Consider the following 24,067-nt stretch of genomic DNA (forward strand, 5'->3'; position numbering starts at 1 on the left):
GCATTTAGGTGCAGCGTCGTGTGTTTCTCACCGGAGGTAGAGCACTGGATGGCCTAGGGGGCCGACAAGCTTACCGAAGTCAGCCAAACTCCGAATGCCGGTGAGTGAGAGCGCGGCAGTGAGACTGCGGGGGATAAGCTTCGTGGTCGAGAGGGAAACAGCCCAGATCACCGGCTAAGGCCCCTAAGCGTGCGCTAAGTGGGAAAGGATGTGGGATCGCCCGGACAACCAGGAGGTTGGCTTAGAAGCAGCCACCCTTGAAAGAGTGCGTAATAGCTCACTGGTCAAGTGGTCCTGCGCCGACAATGTAGCGGGGCTCAAGCGCACCGCCGAAGCCGTGGCAATGACATCTTTAGGTGTTGTTGGGTAGGGGAGCGTCCTGCATCTGGTGAAGCCCGGGAGTGATTTACGGGTGGAGGGTGTGGGAGTGAGAATGCAGGCATGAGTAGCGAATGCAGAGTGAGAATCTCTGCCGCCGGATGACCAAGGGTTCCTGGGCCAGGTTGTTCCGCCCAGGGTGAGCCGGGACCTAAGGCGAGGCCGTCAGGCGTAGTCGATGGACAACGGGTTGATATTCCCGTGCTCGTGACAGTGCGTCCATGCCAAGGCCGGTGATGCTAACCATCCGAACCCACCTCGGCTCCTTCGGGAGTTGTGTTTGTGGGGGAGCGTGGGATCCGATCTGGTAGTAGGCAAGTGATGGGGTGACGCAGGAGGGTAGCTCCGCCACGCGGTGGTTGTCGTGGTGTAAGCCTGTAGCCCGAGTCCTAGGTAAATCCGGGGCTCATCAAAGGGTGAGAGGTGATGCGTAGCCGATTGAGGCGAAGAGGGTGATCCCATGCTGTCGAGAAAAGCCTCTAGCGAGTGCTGTTGCGGCCCGTACCCCAAACCGACACAGGTGGTCAGGTAGAGAATACCGAGGCGATCGAGCGAACTGTGGTTAAGGAATTCGGCAAAATACCTCCGTAACTTCGGGAGAAGGAGGGCCGGTTGTCTTGAGGCTCCTTGCGGGCTAGGGACGGCCGGTCGCAGAGACCAGGCCCAAGCGACTGTTTACTAAAAACACAGGTCCGTGCGAAGTCGCAAGACGATGTATACGGACTGACGCCTGCCCGGTGCTGGAACGTTAAGAGGACCTGTTAGCTCTTCGGGGCGAAGCGGAGAATTTAAGCGCCAGTAAACGGCGGTGGTAACTATAACCATCCTAAGGTAGCGAAATTCCTTGTCGGGTAAGTTCCGACCTGCACGAATGGCGTAACGACTTGGGCGCTGTCTCGACCACAGACTCGGCGAAATTGCACTACGAGTAAAGATGCTCGTTACGCGCGGCAGGACGGAAAGACCCCGGGACCTTTACTATAGCTTGGTATTGGTGCTCGGTTCGGCTTGTGTAGGATAGGTGGGAGACTGTGAAATCGCCACGCCAGTGGTGGTGGAGTCGTTGTTGAAATACCACTCTGGTCGAATTGGGTGTCTTAACCTCGGGCCATGATCTGGTTCAGGGACAGTGCCTGGTGGGTAGTTTAACTGGGGCGGTTGCCTCCCAAAGAGTAACGGAGGCGCCCAAAGGTTCCCTCAGCCTGGTTGGCAATCAGGTGTTGAGTGTAAGTGCACAAGGGAGCTTGACTGTGAGACTGACGGGTCGAGCAGGGACGAAAGTCGGGACTAGTGATCCGGCACCACCTTGTGGAAGGGGTGTCGCTCAACGGATAAAAGGTACCCCGGGGATAACAGGCTGATCTTGCCCAAGAGTCCATATCGACGGCATGGTTTGGCACCTCGATGTCGGCTCGTCGCATCCTGGGGCTGGAGTAGGTCCCAAGGGTTGGGCTGTTCGCCCATTAAAGCGGTACGCGAGCTGGGTTTAGAACGTCGTGAGACAGTTCGGTCCCTATCCGCCGCGCGCGTTGGAGACTTGAGGAAGGCTGTCCCTAGTACGAGAGGACCGGGACGGACGAACCTCTGGTGTGCCAGTTGTCCCGCCAGGGGCACGGCTGGTTGGCTATGTTCGGGAGGGATAACCGCTGAAGGCATCTAAGCGGGAAGCCTGTTCCAAGATGAGGTCTCCCACCACCTTCGAGTGGGTAAGGCTCCCAGTAGATGACTGGGTTGATAGGCCGGAGATGGAAGCCCTGTGAGGGGTGGAGTTGACCGGTACTAATAGGCCGAGGGCTTGCCACAACGAGTTGTTCGCATCCACTGTGTGACCCTGAGTCCACAACCATCCACATCCCCCGGTGAGTCGGGGGGTTGTGAGTTGGCTTGTGTGCTCGACCCCTGCCCCTAGGTTTTTGGGGGTGGGGTGATAGTTGGATAGTGTTGTCGGTGGTCATTGCGGTAGGGAAACGCCCGGTCCCATTCCGAACCCGGTAGCTAAGCCTTCCAGCGCCGATGGTACTGCACTCGCCAGGGTGTGGGAGAGTAGGTCGTCGCCGACATTCAACTTTGATGGGATCTGCCCCGGACTTTCGAGTCCGGGGCATTTCTCATTTCCGGACCCTTTTTCGCTCCGCTGCGTTATGCCGGTCCGGGTCGGGGATCGGTGCATCCGTTCCCGGGCCCTGGCACGGGTCCTCCGGGGCCGGCGGTCGAGGCGTGTGCTCCCTCGTGGAGTCGCACCCGGTCCCGCACCACCGGTGGGCCGGCGCACCTCGCACGCTTTCCTGGGACCTCGCACCCTCTGCAGGGGCTGCGAGGTCCCAGGAACGTGTGCGACGTGCGGTGCCCGGTGCGTGTGAGCGCCCGTGGACCTGGGACGGTCGGCCCCGCCCGACAGGCCTCGGGGCGCGCGGACGGAACACAGACGGAACACGGACGGGGGTCGGGTGGAACCAGACGGGCCTCGTGTACGACAGTGACGGTATGGACTGTCAGGGCTACCGCGAGGTGCTGTCCGCCTGTCTCGACGGTGAGGCGGGCGACGACGAGCGCGCGGCGGCCGAGGACCACCTCGCCGGGTGCGCGTCCTGCCGCGCGTTCGCCGACGGTGCCGACCGGCTCGGCCGGCTCGCACGCGTCGGTCCGGCGGACCCGGTCCCCGATCTCGCCGACCGGGTGCTCGCCGCGCTCGGCGTCGCCGCCCCGGCCCCGGCACCACCGCTCCCGTCCGTCCCGCGGCTGAGCTGTCTCGACGGCGGCTGCTGCAGCGGGTCGGCTGGCCCGGCCCCGATGAGTGCGGCGACCTCGGCCTGCGGGTGCGCGAGCACCTGTGGCTGCGGCTGCCAGCAGGGCGCACCCTGCCGCTGCGCCGTGCGCGCCGCCTAGGCGAGCGGGTGCCGACCGCGACGGCCGGTCCGGTGCCGCCGGAACCGCCGGGCGGTGCGCGCTGCGGGCTCGCGGACCGGCCCGCGGAGCCACCCCGTCGGTGGCGCCGCGGCCGGCACCGTCGTGGTGCAATGACCGTCCCGACATCCCGGCACCGCAGTGACGACGAGGGAGCCGCATGAGCGCACCGCGCACGCCCGGCCCGGGCGCGCTGTCCCCGCAGGCGTCACCCGAGCTCGCCGACGAGCTCACCCGCATCGCATGGCGGGTCGACCGCTGGATCGACCCCGGCCCCGCGTCGGTCGTCGCGGGGGCGGGAGTCGCCGCCGTCGTCGCCGCCCTGCTCATGCCCTGGTCCACCCGCGGCGCCGGATGGGAGGTCCTCGCCGGCCGGGCCGCGATGGGGCCGCTGCCGTGGCTGTTCACCGTCGTCGCGGTCGTCGCGGTGGGGGTGTCGGTGCTCGCCCTCCTGACCCGGTTCTGGCCGCTGGCCTGGACCGCGGCCACCGTCACCGGCGTCGGTGCGGTCACCGGGCTCTGGGCGGTGTGGTCGCGGCAGACCGCGGTCGCCGGCACCGACGACATCGGGCCGGGCCTGGTCGTCACCGTGCTCGGGGTGCTCGTGCTGTTCGGCACCTGGGCGCGCACCGTCGTTGCCTGCGGGCCGCGCGCCCCGCATGGCCCGCCCGCCTGACCCGGGCGGTCAGGGCACGAGCGCGGGGACCCGACGCGCGGCCAGGTCCTCCAGGACGCCGACGGCGTCCTCCACCGGCGGCAGCGCCAGCATCGCGCGCTGGGCCGAGCGCATCCGCGCGCGGACGTCGTCGTCGCCCAGGAGCCGGGTGCACGTCGCGGCGACCTCGGCGGCGTCGGGCGTGCAGTGCGCGCCCAGCCCGAGCTCGGCGATCCGCCGGGCGTTGTGCTCCTGGTCCCCGAACTGCGGCAGCACCGCCAGCGGGACGCCATGCCGCACGGCCTCGCGGACGCCGTTGTAGCCGCCGTGGGTCAGGAACAGGTCCGCGACCTGCAGCAGCAGCGGCTGCGGCACCCACGGCGCGGGATGCACGTGTGCGGGCAGCGCCAGGTCGTCGACCGGCAGGCCGCCGGTGGACAGCACCACCTCGGCGTCGAGCCGCGACGCCGCCTCGGCCACCGTGCGCAGCGCGGCGTGCGGGTCGACGGGGGCGCGGCGCTCGGCGCGCCCGGCCATCGCCGGCATCGCCGTCCCCAGCCCCGCGACGACCAGCGGCCGGCTCCCGGGCAGCGCGCCGACCCAGCCGGGCAGCGTCTCGCCGCGGGAGACCTGGTCGTCCTGGCGGAACGCCCGCGCCGGTGCGATCTGCGGCCCCGCCAGCGAGAACTGCGGCGGCATGCAGTCCAGCCGCCCCCACCGGTGCAGTGCGGCCGGGTCGTCCGAGGCGGCGAAGCCGAGCTCGTCGCGACGCTCCGCCAGCGCGTCGGCGACGACGTGCGGGGCGAGGACGTTGCCCGCACCCGACGGCGCCGCCACACACGGCACCCCCAGGTGCTCGGCCACCAGGAACCCCGCGGTCTCGCCGCCGTCGCGCAGCACCAGGTCCGGGGTCCCGTGCGACCCCACCAGCGCGAGCAGCGCCCGCGCCGAGCTCGTCACCTGCGGACCGGCGAACAGGGTCGGCAGCAGTGCCGTCGTCACCTCGGTGGCGGTCAGCGTCGCGAGTGCGGCGGGCCCACCGAGCCGGGCGACGGCCGGGCCGAGGTGCTCGGCGGAGTCGGCCATCGTCGCGAACACCGGCTCGACGACGACCGGCGCACCGTCGAACACCCCCGCGATGTCGGGCGGGCACGCCACCACGACCCGGTGGCCCGCGTCGCCCAGCGCGCGGGCGAAGGGGAGCACGGCCCGGCCGTGCGAGGGGGAACCGGTGACACTGCAGAGGACGAGCACCCGATCATGATCGACCCGATCGTTGCGGTAAGCAAATGATCAGGTGCGGGTCCAGCGGCCCAGCACCATCAGCGTCCGGGTCCCGGTGACCGTGCCGTTGCGTCGCAGCCGGTCGATCACCTCCTGCAGGTGCGCGAGATCGCGGACCCGGACCTGCACCAGGGCGTCGAGGTCACCGGCCAGGGTGTAGACCGCCTGCACCTCCGGCTGGCGCGACGCCGAGTCGACGATCTCCGAGACGCTCGCGGTGCCGGCGTAGCGGATCTCGCTGAACGCCTCGACCGGCCAGCCCAGTCTGGCGTGGTCCACCTGCACGGTGAACCCGGTGATCACCCCGGACTCGCGCATCCGGTCGACCCGCCGCTTGGTCGCGGCGGTGGACAGCCCGACCCGCTCGGCCATGTCGGCGTAGGTGCGGCGCGCGTCCTCGTGCAGCAACCGCAGGATCGCGTGGTCCAGGTCGTCGACCTCGGTCTCGGGCACGGCACCTCCAGCGCAACGGATCCACGGTCTCGTGGGCCTTCGACGGTATCCGTTGCGTATCCGCGGCGATCACTGCCATGGGCATTGTGTCGAGGCCGTCGTCGCGCTGTCCTGGTGCGGACGCGCCGCCCGACTCGCCGAGGAGCCGAGAATGACCGTGCTGGACGACAAGTACCTCGCCGCCCACGGTCGGGCCCCGATGAGCGGGATCCAGGCGCTGGTCCGGCTCGTGCTCGAGCAGGCCCGCCTCGACACCGCCCGCGGGTTCGACACCGCCTCGTTCGTCTCCGGCTACCAGGGCTCCCCGCTCGGCACCTTCGACGCCGAGCTCGGCCGCGCCCGTGCCCACCTCGACGCCGAGCGCGTGGTGTTCCGGCCCGGGCTCAACGAGGAGCTCGCCGCCACCGCCGTCGCGGGCACCCAGCTGCTCGACGCCGTCCCCGGCCGCCGCCACGAGGGCGTCGTCGGCTGGTGGTACGGCAAGAACCCCGGCCTCGACCGGGCCGCCGACGCGATCCGGCACGGCACCCTGGCCGGCACCGCCCGGCTCGGCGGCGCCGTCGCGATCATCGGCGACGACCCGTCCTGCAAGTCCTCCACCGTGCCCAGCTCCTGCGAGCCGATGGCGCAGTCCCTGGCGATGCCGCTGCTCGCGCCCGGCTCGGTGGCCGAGGTGATCGAGCTGGGCCTGCACGCCGTCGCGCTGTCCCGCGCCACCGGGCTCTGGACCGGCCTGAAGATCGTCGCCGACGTCGCCGACGCGTCCTGCACCGTCGACCTCGGCGCGCTGCGCCCCGAGCTGGTCGGCATCCCGGCCCCGCCCGCCACCGACCGCGCGCAGTCCGGCCCGCTCGTCGGGCCCGCCGCCATCGAGGCCGAGCACGACCAGCTCACCCGCAGGCTCGACCTGGCCCGCCAGTACGCCCGCGAGACCGGGCTCAACCGCGTCACCTTCACCTCCCGCGACCCGCACCTCGCCGTGCTCGCCTCGGGCACCGCCTACGCCACCGTGCTGCGGGCGTGCGAGGACCTGGGCCTGGGCGAGGCCGAGCTCGACGCGCTCGGCGTGCGCCTGATCCGCCTCGCCATGCCGTTCCCGGTCGACGCCGACGCGCTCGCCGGGCTCGTCGAGGGCTGCGCGGAGGTGCTCGTCGTCGAGGACAAGGTGCCGTTCCTGGAGGGCCACCTGCGCGACGCGCTCTACGGGCGCGACCACCGGCCCACGGTCACCGGCCGCCGCGCCGAGCGCGGCCGCCCGCTGCTGTCCGCCCGCGGCCAGCTCGGCTCCGAGGACGTCGCCCGCGCCCTCGCCGCCCGGCTCACCGCCGCCGGGCGGACCCTGCCCGCCGCGGCGACCGCGCACCTGGAGCGCCTCGCACCGCCGAAGCCGTCGCGGATCGGGCTGGACCTGCTCGGGAACCGGACGCCGTACTTCTGCTCCGGCTGCCCGCACAACACCTCCACCCGCACCGGCGACGACACGCTCGTCGGGGTCGGGATCGGCTGCCACGCGATGATCGCCCTCGACGGCGAGCACCGCGGCCACCAGATCGGGCTGACCCAGATGGGCGGCGAGGGCGCCCAGTGGATCGGCCTGGCCCCGTTCACCGACGACCGCACCCTCGTCCAGAACCTCGGCGACGGCACCTTCCACCACTCCGGCTCGCTCGCGATCCGCGCCGCCGTCGCGGCCGGGGTCACCATGACCTACAAGCTGCTCTACAACGACGCCGTCGCCATGACCGGCGGGCAGCGCGCCGAGGGCCGGATGAACGTCCCCGACATCACGCGCTCGCTCGCCCTGGAGGGCGTGCGCCGCATCGTCGTCACCACCGACAGCCCGCGTGACTACCGCGGCATCGCCCTCGACCCGATCGCGAGCGTCCGCCACCGCGACGAGCTCGCCGCGGCCGAGGAGGAGCTGAAGGCCCTCGACGGCGTCACCGTCCTGATCCACGACGACCGCTGCGCCGCCGAGGAGCGCCGCCTGCGCAAGCGCGGCAAGCTGCCCGCCCCGGCCGAGAAGGTGCTGATCAACGAGCGGGTCTGCGAGGGCTGCGGCGACTGCGGCGAGGCGTCCACCTGCCTGTCGGTGCTGCCGGTGGAGACCGAGTTCGGTCGCAAGACCGCCATCCACCAGGCGTCCTGCAACACCGACTACTCCTGCCTCAAGGGCGACTGCCCGTCGTTCCTCACCGTGGTGCCCGGCACCCGGCCGCGCCGGGAGATCCCGGCGCTGCCGGTCACGCTCGTCGACCCCGAGCCGCGGGTCGACCCGGACGCGACCCTGATCCGGATGCCCGGCATCGGCGGCACCGGCGTCGTCACCGCCTCGGCGATCCTGCAGATGGCGGCCCACCTCGACGGGCTCTTCGCCGCCGGGCTGGAGCAGGTCGGGCTCGCGCAGAAGGGCGGCCCGGTCGTCTCCGACGTCCGGATCTCCAAGCAGCCCCACCACGGGATCCTGCGTGCCTCCCGCGGCACCGCGGACGTGCTGATCGGCATGGACCTCGTCGGCACCGCCTCCGACGCGACACTCGCGGTCGCCCGGCCCGGGCACACCGTCGCCATCGTCAACACCTCGCTCGTGCCGACCGCGGCCATGGTCACCGGCCGCGTCGTGCTGCCCGGCTCCACCGACGACGCCGTCGAGCGGATCGGCGCGGTCACCCGGGACCTGCTCGCCGTCGACGCCCAGACGCTGTCCGAGGCGCTGTTCGACGACCACCTCCCGACCAACATGCTGCTGCTCGGCGCCGCCTACCAGCACGGGGTGCTCCCGGTGTCGGCCGAGGCGCTGGAGGAGGCGATCCGGGTCAACGGCGCGGCCGTGGAGACCACGCTGACCGCGTTCCGCTGGGGCCGGGCTGCCGCGATCGACGCCGCCGCCGTGCGCAGCGCGCTCGTCGCGCCGCAGCCGGCCCCGGTCGCCGTCGACGAGGCGTCCGCGGAGCTGGCCCGCTCGGTCGCCGCGGGCACCGGGCTCGCCGACGTGCTCGCCACCCGCATCGCCGACCTCACCGGCTACCAGGACGCCGCCTACGCCCAGCGCTACGCCGAGGAGGTCCGCAGGGTCACGGCCGTCGCCGCCGCGCGGGCCGGGGACGCGGCCGGGGAGCGCATCGGCGCCGCCTACGCCCACGGCCTGCACCGGCTCATGGCCTACAAGGACGAGTACGAGGTCGCCCGCCTGCACCTGGACCCGGTGGAGACCGCCCGCCGCGACGCCGCGTTCGGTCCCGACGCCCGGGTGTCGGTGATGCTGCACCCGCCGGTGCTGCGCGCGCTGGGGATGAACCGCAAGATCGCCCTCGACGGACGGCTGGCCGCCCCCGCGTTCCGGGCGCTGCGCGCGGCCCGGCGGCTGCGCGGCACCCCGCTGGACGTGTTCGGCCGGGCCGGGGTCCGCCGGGTGGAGCGCGAGCTGGTGGGGGAGTACCAGGCGCTGGTCCGTTCCGCGCTCGACCGGCTCGAGGTCGACACCGTGGACGGTGTGGTCGCCGTCGCCGACACCGCGGACCTGGTGCGCGGCTACGAGGACGTCAAGCTCGGCAACGTCGAGCGGTTCCGCGAGCAGGCCCGGGCCGCGCTCGCCGCCCTGACCGGCTGACTCTCAGCGACTCGCGCGGGCGGGTCTCAGGCGCGCCTCAGCGTTGCGGCGCACAATCGCCCGCGTGGGGGAACGCCTGATCGCGCAGCACTGGAACGACCGTCTCCGGCAGACCCGGACCCCGAGGCGGTGGCGCCGCCCGGACCCGTCGGTGCTGCGGCGGCTCGGGCTCGGGATCCTGGCCGGCGGGCTCGTCCTCGCCGGGTGCTCGGCGCCCGCCGCGGTCGGCGTCGCCGCGGTCGCCTCCGTCGTGCCGCCGGGTACGACCGGCGACCTGCCGAGCGCCGCGGCGCTGCCCGCGGCGACCGTCCTCACCGACCGCGACGGCACCCCGATCGCCTACCTCGACGAGCAGTACCGGATCCCCGTGTCCTACAACCGGATCGCCCCGGCGATGGTCGCCGCGATCGTCGACGTCGAGGACCGCCGGTTCTTCGACGAGTCCGGGGTGGACCCGGTCGGCACCCTGCGCGCGCTGGTCACCGACGCCGCGGGCGGCGCGGTGCAGGGCGGCTCCACCATCACCCAGCAGTACGTGAAGAACTGGCTGATCGACGTCGTCGACCGCGACGACCCCGCCGCCCAGCGGGCCGACCACGCCGACACCCCGACCCGCAAGATCCGCGAGGCGGTGCTCGCCCAGCGCCTGGCGCACGGCACGTCCAAGCAGGACGTGCTCGCCGGGTACCTCAACACCGTCGAGTTCACCGGCAACGTCTACGGCGTCGAGGCCGCCGCGCGCGCCTGGTTCGGCACCGACGCCGCACACCTCACGGTCCCGCAGGCCGCGCTGCTCGCGGGCGCGGTCAACAACCCCACCCTGTTCGACCCGTTCCGCCACCCGCAGGCCGCGACCGACCGGCGCAACACCGTCATCGCGGCCATGCGCGACGCCGGGTCGCTCACCCCCGCCCAGGCCGCCGAGGCCACCGCCGCGCCGCTCGGGGTGCGCGCCGGCGGGCCGCAGGTCCCCGGGCACAACTGCTACGGCGCCACCGACGGCGCCGGGTTCCTCTGCGAGTACGCGGTGTCCGAGCTGGAGCGGGCCGGGTTCACCGAGCAGCAGCTCGACACCGGCGGCTACACGATCCGCACCACCCTCGACCCGGCCGCGACGGCGTCGGCGCAGCAGGCGGTCGACGCGAACGTGCCGCGCACCCAGGACGGCGTCGCCAACACCCTGGCGCTGATCCGGCCCGGGCACGGCGACGCGGCCACCGGCGACCACCAGATCCTCGCCATGGTCGCCAACCGGCGGCCCGGGACCGACGCCACGGCCGGCGACACCACCCGCGACCTCGTCGCCGCGCCGTCGAACGTCTTCGGCGCCGGGTCCACCTTCAAGATCTTCACCACGGCCGCGGCGCTGGAGGCGGGCACCGTCGGCTACGACAGCACGCTGCCCGACCCGGCCTCGGCGTGCTTCCCCGGCGCCGGGACCAGCTGCTACCCGGTCGCCAACGACACGCCGGACTACCCGGACCCGATCCCGCTGCCCGTCGCGCTCGCGACCTCCCCGAACACCGCGTTCGTCGACCTGGAGGAACGCACCGGCATCCCCCGGGTCGTGGACATGGCGCGCCGGCTCGGGCTGCGCGACACCCTGGCGTCGAATGCGGCGGGCGGGACACCGGACCCGTCGTCGCCGGACGCGCGGATCTCCCAGCCGCAGTCGACCTTCTTCGCCGACCTGCCGTCGTTCACCCTCGGGGTCAGCCCGGTGTCCACCCTGGAGATGGCGAACGTGGCCGCGACCGTCCAGAGCGACGGCGTGTGGTGCGCCCCGGACGCCGTGCTGTCGGTGACCGACCGCGACGGCGCCGCGGTGCCGGTGAACCGGCCCGCCTGCGAGCAGGCCGTCGCACCCGGGATCGCGCACACCCTGTCCGCCGGGCTCGGCGGGGACACCGTGTCCGGTACCTCGGCGGCCGCGGCGCGGGCCGCGGGCTGGACGCGGCCGACGATCGGCAAGACGGGTACGACCAACTCCTCGGAGTCGGTCGCGTTCGTCGGCGGCACCGGGGGCATCGACGGCGTCGCCGGTTCCTCGATGGTGTTCGCCGACGGCCCGAACCCGTCCGAGATCTGCCCCGGGGACCCGGTCCACCTGGGCGACTGCGGACACGGCGCGTTCGGCGGCACGGTCGCGGCACCGCCGTTCTTCGCGGCCGTCGACCCGCTGATCGCCGGCCGGGCCGACGTGCCGCTGCCCGACCCCGACCCGGACTACCTGCAGCCCCGCAACGGGTAGCCCCCGCCGGTCAGCGACGGGGCGCGAGCAGCCGGGCCGCCAGCAGCGCCCCGGCCAGGGCCAGCGGCAGCTCCAGCAGCACGGCCTCGGCCACGGCGAGCGCGGCGCCGGAGGTCCCCGCGGCGGTGGTGACGTCGAACCAGGCGTCGACGACCAGCAGCGCGGCACCGGCCGCCGCGGTCAGCGCCGCCCGCACGTCGCGCGCCCGCAGCAGCGCGGCCGTGGCCAGCGCGGCCACGGCCGTCCCGACGTCGAGGCCGGCCCACACGACGTCCCAGTGCCGTGCGGTCGCCGTCCCCGGCAGCGCCCACCCGGTCACGGCGGCGATGAGCAGCAGCGCCGCGCCGACGACGGCGAGCACGGCGGTGGCGGGGACGGGACGCGGGGCCGCGACGGTGGTGGTCACCCGGCCACGGTCCCGCCGCATCCTGTGCGCGGGCTGTGCGCCCTACCTGAGGAGCTTCTGGACCTCGCGGAAGCGCGGGTGCGCGGCGTCGCGCAGCCACTCGAACAGCACCATCTCCGAGGTGACGATCTCGGCCCCGGCCGCGCGGGCGCGCTGCAGCGCCAGCTGCTCGTCCTCGACGAACCGTGAGCCGACCGCGTCGGCGACGACCACCACCCGGCGGTCGTCGGCGAGCAGCTCCAGCACGGTCTGCAGCACGCAGACGTGCGCCTCCACCCCGGCGACGACGATCTCGCCGCGTCCGGGCGGGAACAGCACGCCGTCGTCGGCGGCGAAGCGGGTCTTGGGCACCACCAGGTGCGGCAGCCCGGCGAGCGGCTCGACGGTCGGGCCCAGCTTCTCCGGGACCTGTTCGGTGGCCAGCACCGGGACCTCGAGCAGGGTCGCGGCCTCGGCGAGCCGGGCGGCCCGGGCGACGACCCGCTCGCCGTCGTGCATCGCGGGGACCAGGCGCTCCTGCAGGTCGACCAGCAGCAGGACCGCGGCGGCGGAGTTCATCAGCACCGGCCCCACGCTACGGCCGCGACGCCGTCCGGACACGGCCGCCCAGCGCCGCCGCCAGCTCCTCGATCCGCACCGGCAGCCCGGTGTCGACCGGCAGGTGCCCGACGGCGGGCGGCCGCAGGTCGAGGCCGTCCAGGTGGGCGTCGAGGTCGGCGAGCTTCGACGCGTCCCGCGCGGCCCCCCGGCCCCGCAGCCGTTCGCGCAGCACCGCACGGGAGGCGTGCACCCAGACCAGGCGGGGCAGGCCACCGGCCTCGCGCAACCGCCGCTCGGTCGCGGCCCAGGCCGCCGGGTCACGGCGCTCCCGGGTGAAGGGCGCGACCAGGACCGCCGGGGTGCCGCAGGCCAGGCAGTCCTCGGCCAGCGCGAGGAGCGTCTCGTAGCGCGCGTCCCGGGTCGCCTCGGCCAGCACGGCGCCGTCGAGGTCGTCGCTGCCCAGCAGGCCCGCCACGACCGAGACCAGGGGAGCGGTGGCCGTGTCGAGGTCCAGCAGGGACGCCCGCAGGTGCGCGCTCAGCGCTCTGGCCACAGTGGTCTTCCCCGCTCCCGCCGGGCCGGCCAGCACGGCGACCGGCGCGTGGGGTGTGGCGCTGCTTGTCATCGGTGTCATGATGCCCTCGCACGGTGCGCCGCACCAGAGGCGGTGTTCGAGGGGCGGCGGTGGTGGGCCCCGGTCGCGGCCCACGACGACGCGAGGGGGATGCACGGCAGATGGCGACGATGCGTGACGTGGCGCGGCAGGCGGGCGTGAGCGTCAAGACGGTCTCGAGGGTCTTCAACGAGGACCGCCACGTCCTCCCGGAGACCCGCCGCCGGGTGGAGGAGGCCCTCGCCGCCCTCAACTACACCCCGAACATGCTGGCCCGCACGTTCCGCGACGGCCGCTCGCCGGTGATCGGGCTGGCCGTGCCCAGCATCTCCGACCCCTTCTTCGCCGCCATCGCCGACGGGGTCGAGCAGGTCGCCGCCCAGCACGACATGTCCGTCCTGATCACGAGCCTCGGTGCGGAGGGCGCGCGCGAGGAGGGGATCGTCGAGTCGCTGCTGCGCCGCCAGCTGGGGGCCCTGGTGATGGCGCCGACGGCGACCGACCAGGGCTACCTGTCGCGCTGGTCGTCCAAGCTGCCCCTCGTGTTCGTCGACCGCCCGCCCCGCGGGATCGACGCCGACTGCTTCGTCGAGGACGACCTCGGCGGCGCGCGGACGGCGACCGCGCACCTGATCGACCGCGGCCACCGGCGGATCGCCTTCGTGGGCAACTCCGAGGACATCTCGACGACCGCGAACCGGCTGCACGGCTACCGGGCCGCCCTGGAGGAGGCCGGGCTCCCCTTCGAGCGGGACCTGGTCCTGCTCGGGGCGACCACCGCCGCGGGCGCCGGGCGCGCCGCGGCCGCGCTGGCCGCCGCCGACCCCGCTCCCACCGCGGTGTTCTCCTCCGACGCCCAGACCACGATGGTGCTGGTCCCGGCCCTGTCCGGCCGCCGGCTGGCGATCGCGGCGTTCGGTGACTTCCCGATGGCGGCGACGCTCTCGCCGGCGCTCACGGTGGTCGACCAGGACCCGGACGCACTGGGGCGGCTGGCCGCCCAGCGGGTGCTCCACCGGCTCGAGGGCGACGACCGGGAGCCGAGCAGCCTGGTGACCCTGCCGGTGCGCCTCATCGAACGGGCCTCCTGCCGCCCCCCGCACGACCTCGTCGAGCTGTTCCCGTCGACCACCCCGTCCGGCGGGGACGCCCGGTCCTGACCCCGTCCGTTCCGGGGTGGAAGGCGCCGGACGACGCGCCTTGACACCGATGACATGGCCTGGTTTCCTTCTCCCCGGCGCGAGATGACACCGATGTCATCGAGCGGCCACCCGCACGACCGGCACCGCAGCCCCTCGCCCGCTCGCACGGCCTCGAGCCTCTGGTGCCGCCCGGTACGGCGGCACCCGGCACCGCGCGCGCCGCGACGCCGGCAGCACCGCCACGGACGCCACAAAGGAGTGAGAGATGTCAGAGCCGCTGTTGCGGGCCGAGGGGATCACCAAGCAGTACGGCCAGGTCACGGCGCTGCAGGGCGCCGACTTCGACGTCCACGCCGGCGAGGTGGTCGCCCTCATCGGCGACAACGGCGCCGGCAAGTCGACGCTCGTGCGGATGCTGTCGGGCAGCGAGCAGCCCGACGCCGGTCGCATCGAGTTCGAGAACCGTGAGGTCGTGCTGGGCAGCCCCATCGCGGCCCGCGAGCTCGGCATCGAGACCGTCTTCCAGGATCTCGCCCTGGCGCCCCACCTGGACCCGATCCAGAACCTCTACCTCGGGCGCGAGGTCATGCGGAAGGGCCTGCTCGGCAAGCTCGGCTTCATGGACACCGCCGCGATGCGGGAGTCCGGCGAGCGGAACTTCACCAGCCTCGGCTCCACCGTGCGCAGCTTCTCCAGCCCGGTCGGCGCCATGTCCGGCGGCCAGAAGCAGTCCATCGCCGTGGCCCGGGCCGCCGCGTGGGCCAGCAAGGTCATCTTCCTGGACGAGCCGACCGCGGCGCTCGGTGTGGTGCAGACCAAGGGCGTGCTCGACCTCATCCGCCGGGTCCGCGACGAGGGCATCGGCGTCGTGTTCATCAGCCACTCCATGCCGCACGTGCTCGAGGTCTCCGACCGCGTGCAGGTGATGCGCCACGGCCGTCGCGTCGCCGTCTACCGCGGCTCCGGGACGAGCGTCGAGGAGCTCGTCGGCGCCATGACCGGTGCGCTCGACCTGCGTGAGGCGGGGGCATGAGCACCGACACCCACTCCCGGACGGGCGACCGGGGACGACGCCCGGCCGGCCCCACGTCCGCTGCCGCGAAGGAATCTCCCGTGACCACGACCGCCGCCGCGCCGGCCGAGCCCCGCCGCGTCCAGCGCCTGCTGCGCCTGCAGGCCCTGCAGATCGTCCTGATCCTGCTGGTGATCGTCGCGATCTTCGGGACGCTGGCCCCGATCTCGTTCCTGTCCGGCTTCAACATCCGCAGCATCGTCATCAACACCTCGATCCTGGCGGTGCTCGGCGTCGGGATGACCTTCGTGATCATCACCGGCGGGATCGACCTGTCCGTCGGCAGCGTGCTGGTCTTCTCCGGCGTCGTGGCCAGCAAGGTCATGGTCGCCGCCGGGGGCGAGGGGTGGGGGGTGGCCCTGCTCGGCGCGGTGGTCGCCTGCCTGTCCGGCCTGATGTGGGGGCTGGTCAACGGCGTCCTCATCGCCAAGGCCAAGGTGCCCCCGCTCATCGTCACCCTGGGCAGCTTCGGTGCGGCCCTGGGCTTCGCGCAGATCATCACCGGCGGCATCGACCTGCGTGCGGCCCCGGAGGTCCTCGTGGACACCGTCGGCTTCGGCAACGTCGTCGGCCAGGTCCCGACCCTGTCGGTGATCGCGGGACTGGTCGTCGTGCTCGGCATGGTCCTGCTGCACCGGACCCGCTTCGGGCTCCACACCTACGCGATCGGCTCCAACATCGAGGCCGGGCGCCGCACCGGCATCAAGGTCGACCTGCAGACGATCAAGGTCTACGCCTTCGCCGGCCTGCTCGCCGGGTTCGCCGGCATCCTCAACCTGGCCTTCTTCCAGTCCACCACCATCGGTGGGCAGTCGAACACCAACCTCAACGTCATCGCGGGCGTCGTCATCGGCGGCACGAGCCTCTTCGGGGGCCTCGGCACGATCTTCGGCACCGTCATCGGTCTGTTCATCCCCACCACCCTGCAGAGCGGCTTCGTGATCATCGGGGTCCAGCCGTTCTGGCAGCAGGTCGTGGTCGGTGTCGTCCTCGTCGCCGCGGTCTGGCTGGACCAGAAGCGCCGCACGAACGCCCAGTCGGGCAGACCCCGTCAGTCCGTCCTCGCCCGTCTGGGGCGCGGCTCCTCGAAGGGAAACTGAAGTGCGCAGGAACAGTGTCGTTCTCTCCGTCGGCCTGGCCGCGGCTCTCGTCGCCTCGCTGAGCGCCTGCGGTGCGGCGGAGGGCAACGCCCCCGCCGGGAGCACCGGCGGGGACGCCAAGAAGATCACCTTCATCCAGGGCGTGGCGGGTGACAACTTCTACATCTCCATGCAGTGCGCCGCCGAGCAGGAGGCCCGCACGCTGGGCGTCTCGCTCGACACCCAGGGCCCGCAGAAGTTCGACCCCACCCTGCAGACGCCGATCCTGTCCTCGGCGATCGCCGCCCGGCCGGACGCGATCATGATCGCGCCCACCGACGTCAGCGCCATGCAGCAGCCGATCGACCAGGCCATCGCCGCCGGCATCAAGGTCGTGCTCGTCGACACCACGCTGAACGACACCGCGAAGGTGTCCTCGCAGATCTCGTCGAACAACCTCGGCGGTGGCGCGGCGGCCTTCGATGCGATCAAGCAGCTGGCCCCCGGCGGCGGCAAGGTCCTCGTGATCGACAACCAGCCCGGCATCAGCACCTCCGACGCGCGGACCGCCGGCTTCGCCGAGGCCGCGAAGAAGGACGCCGCCTACACCGACCTCGGCGTGCAGTACGCCCAGAACGACGTCGCGAAGGCCGCGCAGCTGGTGACCGCCGCACTGCAGAAGGACCCCGACATCGTCGGCGTCTTCGCGACCAACCTGTTCGGCGCCGAGGGGGCCGCCACCGGCGTCCGCCAGGCGGGCAAGCAGGGCGCGGTCAAGATCGTCGGGTTCGACGCCGGACCGGACCAGGTCAAGGCGCTGCAGGAGGGCACGATCCAGGCGCTCATCGCCCAGCAGCCGGGAACCATCGGCACCGACGGCGTGCAGCAGGCGGTCGACGCGATCGAGGGCAAGCCGACCGAGGCGAAGATCCAGACCGACTTCACGATCATCACCGCGCAGAACCTCGACTCGCCCGCCAGCCAGGCGGCCGTCTACAAGTCGGACTGCTCCGGCTGACCCGCCTCCCTCCGCGGGCCCGGAGTCCTCGGGCCCGCGGAGGGGCTCCATCCCCGCCCGTCCGGGCCGACGCCACCCGAGAGGAACCCACCACCATGTCCGACGTCGACGGCCGCACCGTCCTGGTCACCGGAGCCGCCGGCGGGATCGGGGGAGCCACCGTGCGCCGGCTGGTCGCCGCCGGTGCCGACGTCGTCGCCGCCGGCCGCGACGAGGCGGGCCTGGCCGACATCGTCGCCGCGACCGGTGCCCGCCCGCTGGCCTTCGACCTCGAGTCCGAGGACGAGGTCCGGGGGGCACTGGAGGAGCTGGACCTCTGGGGGGTGGTCAACTGCGGCGGCGTCGGCGGGGAGATCGCGACGCCCCTGGACACCGACATCGCGGTCTTCGACAAGGTCATCAGCGTCAACGCGCGGGGCGCGCTGCTGGTCACCAAGTACGCCGCGCGGTCGATGGTCCGCCTCGGGCGGGGCGGCTCCATCGTCAACGTCTCCAGCCAGGCGAGCCTCGTGGCACTGCCCGGGCACGTCTCCTACGGTTCGTCCAAGGCGGCGCTGGACAACATCACCCGTGTGTCGGCCCTGGAGCTGGGCCGGTACGGGATCCGGGTCAACAGCGTGAACCCGACCGTCGTCATGACGCCGATGTCGGCCTGGTACTGGGGCCGCGAGGACGTCGGGCCCCCGTTCCTCGAGGCCATGCCGCTGCACCGCTGGGCCACCGAGGACGAGATCGCCGCGCCCATCGTCTTCCTGCTCGGCGACGGCGCCTCGATGATCACCGGCGTGTCGCTCCCGGTCGACGGCGGCTACAGCTGCCGCTGAGCGACCGGTACCCCCTCCCGACCGTGGGAGGCCGGTGATGCCGCAGTGGCGTGCATGACACCGATGACATGACCGTGAGCACCGCTCAGCACCACCGATACGTCCAGGAGGGAACGGGCATGGCGAACGGCATGCACATCGGGCTCGACGTCGGCTCGACCCAGACCAAGGCCGTGGCCTACGACGACCGGGGCACCGCACTGGGCCGGTACAGCGCCGACACCCCGTGGCGCGTGTCGCGGACCGGGGAGAGTGAGACGACCGGCGCGGCCCTGGTGGACCGGGTGCTCGCCGTGCTCCACGGCCTGCTCGCCGGGCTGCCGCCCGAACGGGGGCCGGTGCTGTCCCTCGGCGTCACGGGCATGGCCGAGAGCGGCGTCCTGCTCGACGGCACCGGGGCGGAGGCGGCACCCGTCGTCGCCTGGTACGACCCCCGCGGCGGCGCGCAGATGGCCGCGCTGCCGGCGCCGGTCCGGGAGGCGTTCACCGCCGCCACCGGGCTGCGCGCCGACGCCCAGCCCAGCGCCGCCTCCCTGGCCTGGGGGCTCGGGCACGGGTGGCGCGTCACGCCGTCGTCGACCTGGCTGAGCGTGCCGGAGCACGTGGTCGCCGCCCTGGGCGGCGAGCGTGTGGCCGAGCCGTCGCTGGCCTCGCGGACCGGGCTGCTCGACACCGCCCGGCTCGCACCCGCCGACCACGTCGCCGACGCGCTGGGCCTGCCCCCCACACTGCTGCCCCCGCTGCGCCCCGCCGGCACCGGCGCCGGGCGGATCACCCGGACCGACGTCGACGCCCGGCTGCGCGGCGCGGTGCTCACCGTCGCCGGGCACGACCACCCCGTCGCGGCCCTCGGGGCCGGCGCCACCGACCCGGAGCACCTGTTCAACGGGGCGGGCACCGCGGACGTCCTGCTGCGCTCGGCGGCCACCCCGGTCTCCCCGGCCGACCGCGCCCGGCTCGCGGACGCGGGCGTGTCGGTGGGTGCGCACGTGGTCGACGGGCTCAGCGCCGTGCTCTGCGGTGTCAGCGCCGGGGTCATCCTGCGCCGCATCCTGTCGCTGGCCGGCGCCACCGAGGGCGACCGCCGCGACGCCGTCGACGCCGCCGCCGCGCGGGTGCCCCGCCCCGTCCCGGGCGTCACGGTGCGGGCGGGCGGCCGCGGCAGCGACGACGTGCAGATCGTCCTGACCCGGGAGGCGGACCCCGCCGAGCTCCTGGCCGCCGCCCTGCACCACGTCGGAGAACGGACCTCGGCCCTGCTGGACCTCGTCACCTCGGCCGTCGGACCGCACGTCTCGGCGCTCTGTGTCGGCGGCTGGACGCGGATGGCCAGCGTGCGCGCCCTCAAGCACGACGTACTGCCGCGTCTGGAGTTCTCCTCCGTCGCGCTGCCCGGGTGCCGCGGTGCGGCGGCGCTCGGTGCGCTGGCCGCCACCGGCGCCACCGACCAGACCGGCCTCGCGGCCGTGCTGGCCGACTGGGGCCCGCCGCGCGCCGCCGGCGTCGGCGCGACCCCGTCCCACGAACCCGCCCACCCAGGAGAAGGATCACCGTGAACGAGCTGACGACCCTCGAGAAGCGCGCGATGGCGCGCATCAGCACCGCCGACGGCCACATGCTCATCGTCGCCGCCGACCAGCGCAACAGCATGAAGGCCGTCATGCAGGACGCCCCCGACGGCCCGGAGTCCATCAGCCGCGAGGAGCTCGCGCAGGCCAAGGGCGACCTCGTCCGCCACCTCGCGAGCCACGGCCCGGCCATCCTGCTCGACCCCGAGGTGGCGCTGCCGCAGCTCGTCGACGACGGCACGCTCGACGCCTCGGGCACCGCGCTCGTCGTCGGGATGGACGCCTCGGGCTACGAGACCGTCGACGGCCTGCGCCACACCCGGTTCAGTGCGGGCGTGACCCCGCGGACCGTGCGCGACCTGGGCGGCGACGCCGCGAAGATGCTCTGGTACCTGCGCCCCGACCGGCAGGGCGCCGACTCCGACGTGGTCCGCGGGATCCGCGAGCTGGTCGAGGCCTGCACCGCCGAGGGCGTCCTGCTGATCGTCGAGATCCTGCTCTACCGGCTGGAGGGGGAGACCGACGAGCAGTACGCCGAGCGCTTCCCGCAGCTCGTCGCCGACGCCGCCCGCCTCTCGGTCGAGGCCGGCGCCAAGGTCCTCAAGCTGCCCTACCCCGGCTCGGCGGAGGCCTGCGCCGCGGTCACCGAGGCCGCGGCGGGCGTCCCGTGGGCCGTCCTCTCGGCGGGTGTCGACCACAGCACCTTCATCGGGCAGGTCCGCACCGCGGTGGCCCACGGCGCCAGTGGGGCGATGGCCGGACGGTCGTTGTGGAAGGACTCCCTCTCGGTCGCCTCCGCGGTCCGCGAGGACCTGCTGACCCACCGGGCGCTGCCGCGCCTGCGCGAGCTGCGGGCGGCCGTCGACCGGGCCGACGCCACCGTCGGCGCCTGAGCTCCTGCTCCCGGACCGGACCGGTCCGGGAGCAGGCCGGTCTCAGCTCCGCGACGCGTCGATCACCCGGTCCAGCACCGCCCGCAGCTCCTCCAGCTCGGGCAGCGGCATCCCGAGCCGCTCCACGATCGCCGGCGGGATCGCCTCGGCCCGGGCGCGCAGGGCCCGGCCGGCGCCGGTGAGGGAGACCGCCATCGTCCGCTCGTCGCCGGGGACCCGGCGGCGGTCGACCAGCCCGGCCGCCTCCAGCCGCTTGAGCAGCGGCGAGAGCGTGCCCGGGTCGAGGGCGAGCGCGCGGGCCAGCTCACCCAGCGAGCGGGGGGAGTCCTCCCACAGCGCGAGCATCACCAGGTACTGCGGGTGGGTCAGGCCCATCGGCTCGAGCAGCGGCCGGTAGAGCGCGATGACGTTGCGGGCCGCGACGGCGAGGGCGAAGCAGACCTGCCGGTCGAGCCGCAGCAGGTCCCTACCCGTGTCACCGTCCCCCGGGGCTGCGCTCGACATGGTGGCCATCGTACATTGTTGGTGCACCAAGAATTGGGGGACCAACAGTGGACGAGCGGCCGAACCCGTTGCGGTGGCTGGCCTACGCCTACGGCGCCGGGCTGCCCGCCCGGCACCGCGGCTGGGTGCTGCACGACGTCACGACCCGGACCTGGCAGCTGCGTCACCTCGTCCGCACCACCGTCCAGCTGCTGCCGGTCGGGGTGCTGCTGTTCCTGCTCATCCCCGGCCCCGTGTACGTCCGGGCGCTGTCGGTGCTGGCCGGGGCGATCCTCGGCTACTTCTACTCGGTGGCCTACATGTACGAGTCCGCCGAGCACCGCGTCGCGAAGGCCGGGTACCCCGTGGGGCACGCGGCCGTCGTGCGGGAGCAGGCCGACGCGGGGCAGCGGGACGCGGCCCGGGAGCGCTACGAGCGGCGCTGGCGCGGCTGAACCCGGCTCACCCGCCCATCGTCTCGGGCAGCCACAGCACCACACCGGGCAGCGCGGCGAGCACGGCCACGAGCACGAGCAGCGCCGCCACGTAGGGCAGGACCCCGACGAAGATCTCCTCGGCCGGGCGTCCGGTCGCCTTCGACACGATGAACACGTTCATCCCCAGCGGCGGGGTGACCAGGCCGATCTCGGCCAGCAGGATGACCATCACCCCGAACCAGATCGGGTCGTAGCCCAGCTGCTCGACCACTGGCAGCACGACCGGGACGGTGAGCGCGAGGATCGCGAGCTGGTCGAGGAACGCCCCGAGCACGAGGTAGATCAGCGCGATCAGGGCGAAGATCGCCAGCGGCGGCGCGGCGACGCCGGCGATCGCGTCGACGAGGGTCCCGGTGATCCGGGTCAGCGTCATGAAGTAGCCGAACAGGTACGCCGAGGCGATGATCAGCAGGATCATCGCGGTCGAGGTGAGGGTCTCGACGAGCGCGTCGCGGATCCGGGCGAGGTCGAGCCGCCGCCGGGCCAGCCCGATGACCAGCGCACCGGCGACACCGAGGCCCGCCGACTCGGTCGGCGTCGTCAGCCCCAGGTAGATCGAGCCGACGACCAGCAGGAACAGCAGCGCGACGGGGCCGAGGACGGGGACCGTCCGCAGCTTCTCGGCCAGGCTGTACCGGCGGCCGGCCGGCGCGAGCGCGGGCTTGCGGTGCACCAGGAACAGCGTCGTGACGATGATCGTCACCGTGACGAGCAGCCCGGGCACCAGGCCCGCGACGAGCATCTGGCCCACGCTGACCTCGGCCAGGATCGCGTAGAACACCAGGATGATGCTGGGCGGCACCATGGCGGCGAGCGTGCCGACGACGGCGACCAGGCCGTTCGCGAGCCGGCCGTCGTAGCGTTCGCGCTCCATCTCCGGGATGGTCGTCGAGGCCAGGGCGGCCGCGGCCGCGGTGCTCGACCCGGAGACCGCGGCGAAGGTGGCGCCGGTCGTCGTCGTGGCGACGCCCAGACCCGCCGGGACCCGCCCGACCCACACCCGGGCCGCGGCGAACAGCTCGGTCGTGACCCCGCTCTTGAGCACCAGCTGGGCCATGAGGATGAACAGCGGGATCGCCGCGAGGGTGTAGGTCGAGACCGCCGCGTACGGGGTGGTCTCCAGGAAGCCGACGGCGGCGGACGGGCCGCCGTGGGCGAGCAGTCCGACGACGGCGCTCACCCCGATCGCGACACCGACCGGTACCCGGGCCAGCAGCAGGACGAACAGCAGGACGAGGACTCCGGCGAGCACCATCAGGCGATCTCCTCCGCGGCCGAGGTGAGGGGGGTTTCGGGGGCGGCGGGCGCGGGGCCGCGCAGGTCGTGGACCAGCGTGTGCAGGCACCGGAGCACCGCGAGCCCCGCGCCGATCGGCACCAGCACCGCCGAGGTCCACACCGGCCACGACAGCTCCGAGGCCCCGGCCAGCGGGACGTCGCCGTGGCGGAGCGCGCCCGCGGTCAGGAGCAGCCCGCCGTAGCCGACCAGCGCCAGGAACACGGCGGTCAGGGCCGACCCGGTGACCGCGAGCACGCGTCGTCCGGCCGGTCCCAGGCGCTTGTGGACGAGGTCGATCCGGACGTGGGCGCCCTCGCGGACCGTGTAGGACAGCCCGAGGAAGAACAGTCCCACCAGCGCGTAGTCGCCGACGAAGCCCACCGACCAGGACAGCGGCGCCCCCACCAGGTAGCGCAGGGCCACGTCGATCACGATCAGCGCGACCGTGACGACGACGCCGGTGAGGCCGACGGCGGCCGCCGCGTCCTCGACCGTGCGCAGTACGCGGTCCACCGAGTCCGGCCGGGTCGTGCCCGCGTTCGTCGTGCCCGCGTTCATCGTGCGGCCTCCGGGGTCTCGTCGCGGGCCCGGTCGAGCGCCGCCTCCATCTCCTCCAGCGCGGCGCGGCCGGGTCGCCCGCGGGCCTCCATGTCCGCGGCCCAGTCGGCGCGCACCGAGGCGACCGCGTCCTGCCAGCGCTGCTGCTGGGCGGCGGTCAGCGCGGTGAAGGTCATGCCCCCGTCCTCGAGGGTCGACCGGGCCTGCGCCGTCTGCTCGCCCATCACCGCGCAGAGGTGGCGGGAGGTCTCCTCGCCGGCCCGGGTCATGGCGTCGCGGTGGGCCTCGGGCAGCTCCTGCCACAGCGCCTCGGAGATGGCGAAGGTGAGGTGTGGGTGAAACCGCCGAGCGGGGCGCCTCGGTGGCGTGCGAGGCGACCTCGTCGAGGCGGAAGGGGACCGCGCTCATCGGCGGGAGGGTCATCGCGTCGACGGTGCCGCGGGACATCGCCTCGTAGACCTCGGGTCCGGCGATGGAGACCGGGGTGGCGCCCAGGGTGCGCAGCGTCTGGTCGACGACAAAGCCGGGGGAGCGGGTGAGCAGGCCGGGGAGCTGCGCCGG

At 73.2% G+C, this 24,067-nt stretch carries 21 protein-coding genes, 2 rRNA genes and 1 pseudogene (1 of these 24 running past the window's edge); 14 read left to right on the forward strand and 10 right to left on the reverse strand.

Annotation, left to right across the window (positions count from 1 at the left end):
- The 4 genes from KPL57_RS04535 to KPL57_RS04550 form a co-directional block, all read left to right on the forward strand.
- Positions 1–2,181 (forward strand): 23S ribosomal RNA (locus tag KPL57_RS04535) (it extends 919 nt beyond the left edge of the window).
- Positions 2,182–2,321: 140 nt separating this feature from the next.
- Positions 2,322–2,438: ribosomal RNA gene (gene rrf, locus KPL57_RS04540) — 5S ribosomal RNA — on the forward strand.
- Between the two features lie 424 nt (positions 2,439–2,862).
- The gene (locus KPL57_RS04545; protein ID WP_226350594.1) at positions 2,863–3,264 is read left to right on the forward strand and encodes a zf-HC2 domain-containing protein; all 402 of its coding nucleotides are present in this window, start codon (positions 2,863–2,865) and stop codon (positions 3,262–3,264) included.
- Positions 3,265–3,442: 178 nt separating this feature from the next.
- Positions 3,443–3,958, forward strand: a complete 516-nt coding sequence (locus tag KPL57_RS04550; RefSeq protein WP_226350595.1) for a hypothetical protein — start codon at positions 3,443–3,445, stop codon at positions 3,956–3,958.
- A gap of 9 nt (positions 3,959–3,967) precedes the next feature.
- Here KPL57_RS04550 and KPL57_RS69280 read toward each other — a convergent pair whose 3' ends face one another.
- Together KPL57_RS69280 and KPL57_RS04560 are read right to left on the reverse strand one after the other, a co-directional pair.
- Entirely contained in the window at positions 3,968–5,191 is a 1,224-nt protein-coding gene (locus KPL57_RS69280) for a glycosyltransferase (protein WP_226350596.1), read from the reverse strand.
- 39 nt (positions 5,192–5,230) lie between these two features.
- Positions 5,231–5,674 (reverse strand): Lrp/AsnC family transcriptional regulator, encoded by a 444-nt coding sequence (locus tag KPL57_RS04560; RefSeq protein WP_179762271.1) that lies wholly within the window; start codon positions 5,672–5,674, stop codon positions 5,231–5,233.
- A 151-nt stretch (positions 5,675–5,825) separates the two neighbouring features.
- Here KPL57_RS04560 and KPL57_RS04565 point away from each other — a divergent pair, with 151 nt between their 5' ends.
- Both KPL57_RS04565 and KPL57_RS04570 read left to right on the forward strand, forming a co-directional pair.
- Positions 5,826–9,284, forward strand: a complete 3,459-nt coding sequence (locus KPL57_RS04565; RefSeq protein WP_226350597.1) for an indolepyruvate ferredoxin oxidoreductase family protein — start codon at positions 5,826–5,828, stop codon at positions 9,282–9,284.
- Positions 9,285–9,348: 64 nt separating this feature from the next.
- The gene (locus KPL57_RS04570) at positions 9,349–11,535 is read left to right on the forward strand and encodes a transglycosylase domain-containing protein (protein ID WP_226350598.1); all 2,187 of its coding nucleotides are present in this window, start codon (positions 9,349–9,351) and stop codon (positions 11,533–11,535) included.
- A gap of 10 nt (positions 11,536–11,545) precedes the next feature.
- On the opposite strand, the gene KPL57_RS04575 is transcribed toward KPL57_RS04570, so the two are convergent.
- From KPL57_RS04575 to KPL57_RS04585, 3 genes are read right to left on the reverse strand one after another with little or no spacing between them, the layout of a single operon-like run.
- Entirely contained in the window at positions 11,546–11,941 is a 396-nt protein-coding gene (locus KPL57_RS04575) for a hypothetical protein (protein ID WP_226350599.1), read from the reverse strand.
- A 42-nt stretch (positions 11,942–11,983) separates the two neighbouring features.
- The gene (locus tag KPL57_RS04580; RefSeq protein WP_226350657.1) at positions 11,984–12,499 is read right to left on the reverse strand and encodes an isochorismatase family protein; all 516 of its coding nucleotides are present in this window, start codon (positions 12,497–12,499) and stop codon (positions 11,984–11,986) included.
- A 16-nt stretch (positions 12,500–12,515) separates the two neighbouring features.
- Positions 12,516–13,106 carry an ATP-binding protein gene (locus KPL57_RS04585; RefSeq protein WP_226350600.1) on the reverse strand — a complete coding sequence of 197 codons (591 nt, stop codon included), beginning with the start codon at positions 13,104–13,106 and terminating at the stop codon, positions 12,516–12,518.
- Between the two features lie 119 nt (positions 13,107–13,225).
- Here KPL57_RS04585 and KPL57_RS04590 point away from each other — a divergent pair, with 119 nt between their 5' ends.
- The 7 genes from KPL57_RS04590 to KPL57_RS04620 all read left to right on the forward strand — a co-directional run bounded on the left by KPL57_RS04590 (position 13,226) and on the right by KPL57_RS04620 (position 20,690).
- Positions 13,226–14,254 (forward strand): LacI family DNA-binding transcriptional regulator, encoded by a 1,029-nt coding sequence (locus KPL57_RS04590; protein WP_226350658.1) that lies wholly within the window; start codon positions 13,226–13,228, stop codon positions 14,252–14,254.
- 247 nt (positions 14,255–14,501) lie between these two features.
- Positions 14,502–15,269, forward strand: a complete 768-nt coding sequence (locus KPL57_RS04595) for an ATP-binding cassette domain-containing protein (RefSeq protein WP_226350601.1) — start codon at positions 14,502–14,504, stop codon at positions 15,267–15,269.
- 80 nt (positions 15,270–15,349) lie between these two features.
- Positions 15,350–16,408 carry an ABC transporter permease gene (locus KPL57_RS04600; RefSeq protein ID WP_226350602.1) on the forward strand — a complete coding sequence of 353 codons (1,059 nt, stop codon included), beginning with the start codon at positions 15,350–15,352 and terminating at the stop codon, positions 16,406–16,408.
- 1 nt (position 16,409) lies between these two features.
- Positions 16,410–17,405, forward strand: a complete 996-nt coding sequence (locus tag KPL57_RS04605) for an ABC transporter substrate-binding protein (protein WP_226350603.1) — start codon at positions 16,410–16,412, stop codon at positions 17,403–17,405.
- A 95-nt stretch (positions 17,406–17,500) separates the two neighbouring features.
- Entirely contained in the window at positions 17,501–18,229 is a 729-nt protein-coding gene (locus KPL57_RS04610) for an SDR family oxidoreductase (RefSeq protein WP_226350604.1), read from the forward strand.
- 74 nt (positions 18,230–18,303) lie between these two features.
- Complete coding sequence (locus tag KPL57_RS04615) at positions 18,304–19,785, forward strand: FGGY family carbohydrate kinase (protein ID WP_226350605.1); 1,482 nt, start codon at positions 18,304–18,306, stop codon at positions 19,783–19,785.
- Positions 19,782–20,690, forward strand: coding sequence for a tagatose-bisphosphate aldolase (locus KPL57_RS04620; RefSeq protein WP_226350606.1), 909 nt, complete (start codon positions 19,782–19,784; stop codon positions 20,688–20,690). Before KPL57_RS04615 ends, KPL57_RS04620 begins: the two co-directional genes overlap by 4 nt.
- 42 nt (positions 20,691–20,732) lie before the next feature.
- On the opposite strand, the gene KPL57_RS04625 is transcribed toward KPL57_RS04620, so the two are convergent.
- On the reverse strand, positions 20,733–21,194 hold the full coding sequence (locus KPL57_RS04625) for a MarR family winged helix-turn-helix transcriptional regulator (protein ID WP_226350607.1): 462 nt from the start codon (positions 21,192–21,194) through the stop codon (positions 20,733–20,735).
- A 47-nt stretch (positions 21,195–21,241) separates the two neighbouring features.
- Here KPL57_RS04625 and KPL57_RS04630 point away from each other — a divergent pair, with 47 nt between their 5' ends.
- Positions 21,242–21,628 carry a DUF5313 family protein gene (locus tag KPL57_RS04630; RefSeq protein WP_226350608.1) on the forward strand — a complete coding sequence of 129 codons (387 nt, stop codon included), beginning with the start codon at positions 21,242–21,244 and terminating at the stop codon, positions 21,626–21,628.
- 7 nt (positions 21,629–21,635) lie between these two features.
- On the opposite strand, the gene KPL57_RS04635 is transcribed toward KPL57_RS04630, so the two are convergent.
- The 4 genes and pseudogenes from KPL57_RS04635 to KPL57_RS71715 all read right to left on the reverse strand — a co-directional run.
- Positions 21,636–22,925 carry a TRAP transporter large permease gene (locus KPL57_RS04635; RefSeq protein ID WP_226350609.1) on the reverse strand — a complete coding sequence of 430 codons (1,290 nt, stop codon included), beginning with the start codon at positions 22,923–22,925 and terminating at the stop codon, positions 21,636–21,638.
- Positions 22,925–23,506: a TRAP transporter small permease gene (locus tag KPL57_RS04640; protein ID WP_226350610.1), complete on the reverse strand. Its 582-nt coding sequence runs from the start codon at positions 23,504–23,506 to the stop codon at positions 22,925–22,927. Before KPL57_RS04640 ends, KPL57_RS04635 begins: the two co-directional genes overlap by 1 nt.
- The gene (locus KPL57_RS65850) at positions 23,503–23,823 is read right to left on the reverse strand and encodes a hypothetical protein (RefSeq protein WP_308252768.1); all 321 of its coding nucleotides are present in this window, start codon (positions 23,821–23,823) and stop codon (positions 23,503–23,505) included. Before KPL57_RS65850 ends, KPL57_RS04640 begins: the two co-directional genes overlap by 4 nt.
- Before the next feature lie 52 nt (positions 23,824–23,875).
- A pseudogene (locus KPL57_RS71715) lies at positions 23,876–24,067 on the reverse strand (hypothetical protein); the annotation flags it as partial.

The sequence above is a fragment of the Pseudonocardia sp. ICBG601 genome, from assembly GCF_020496245.1.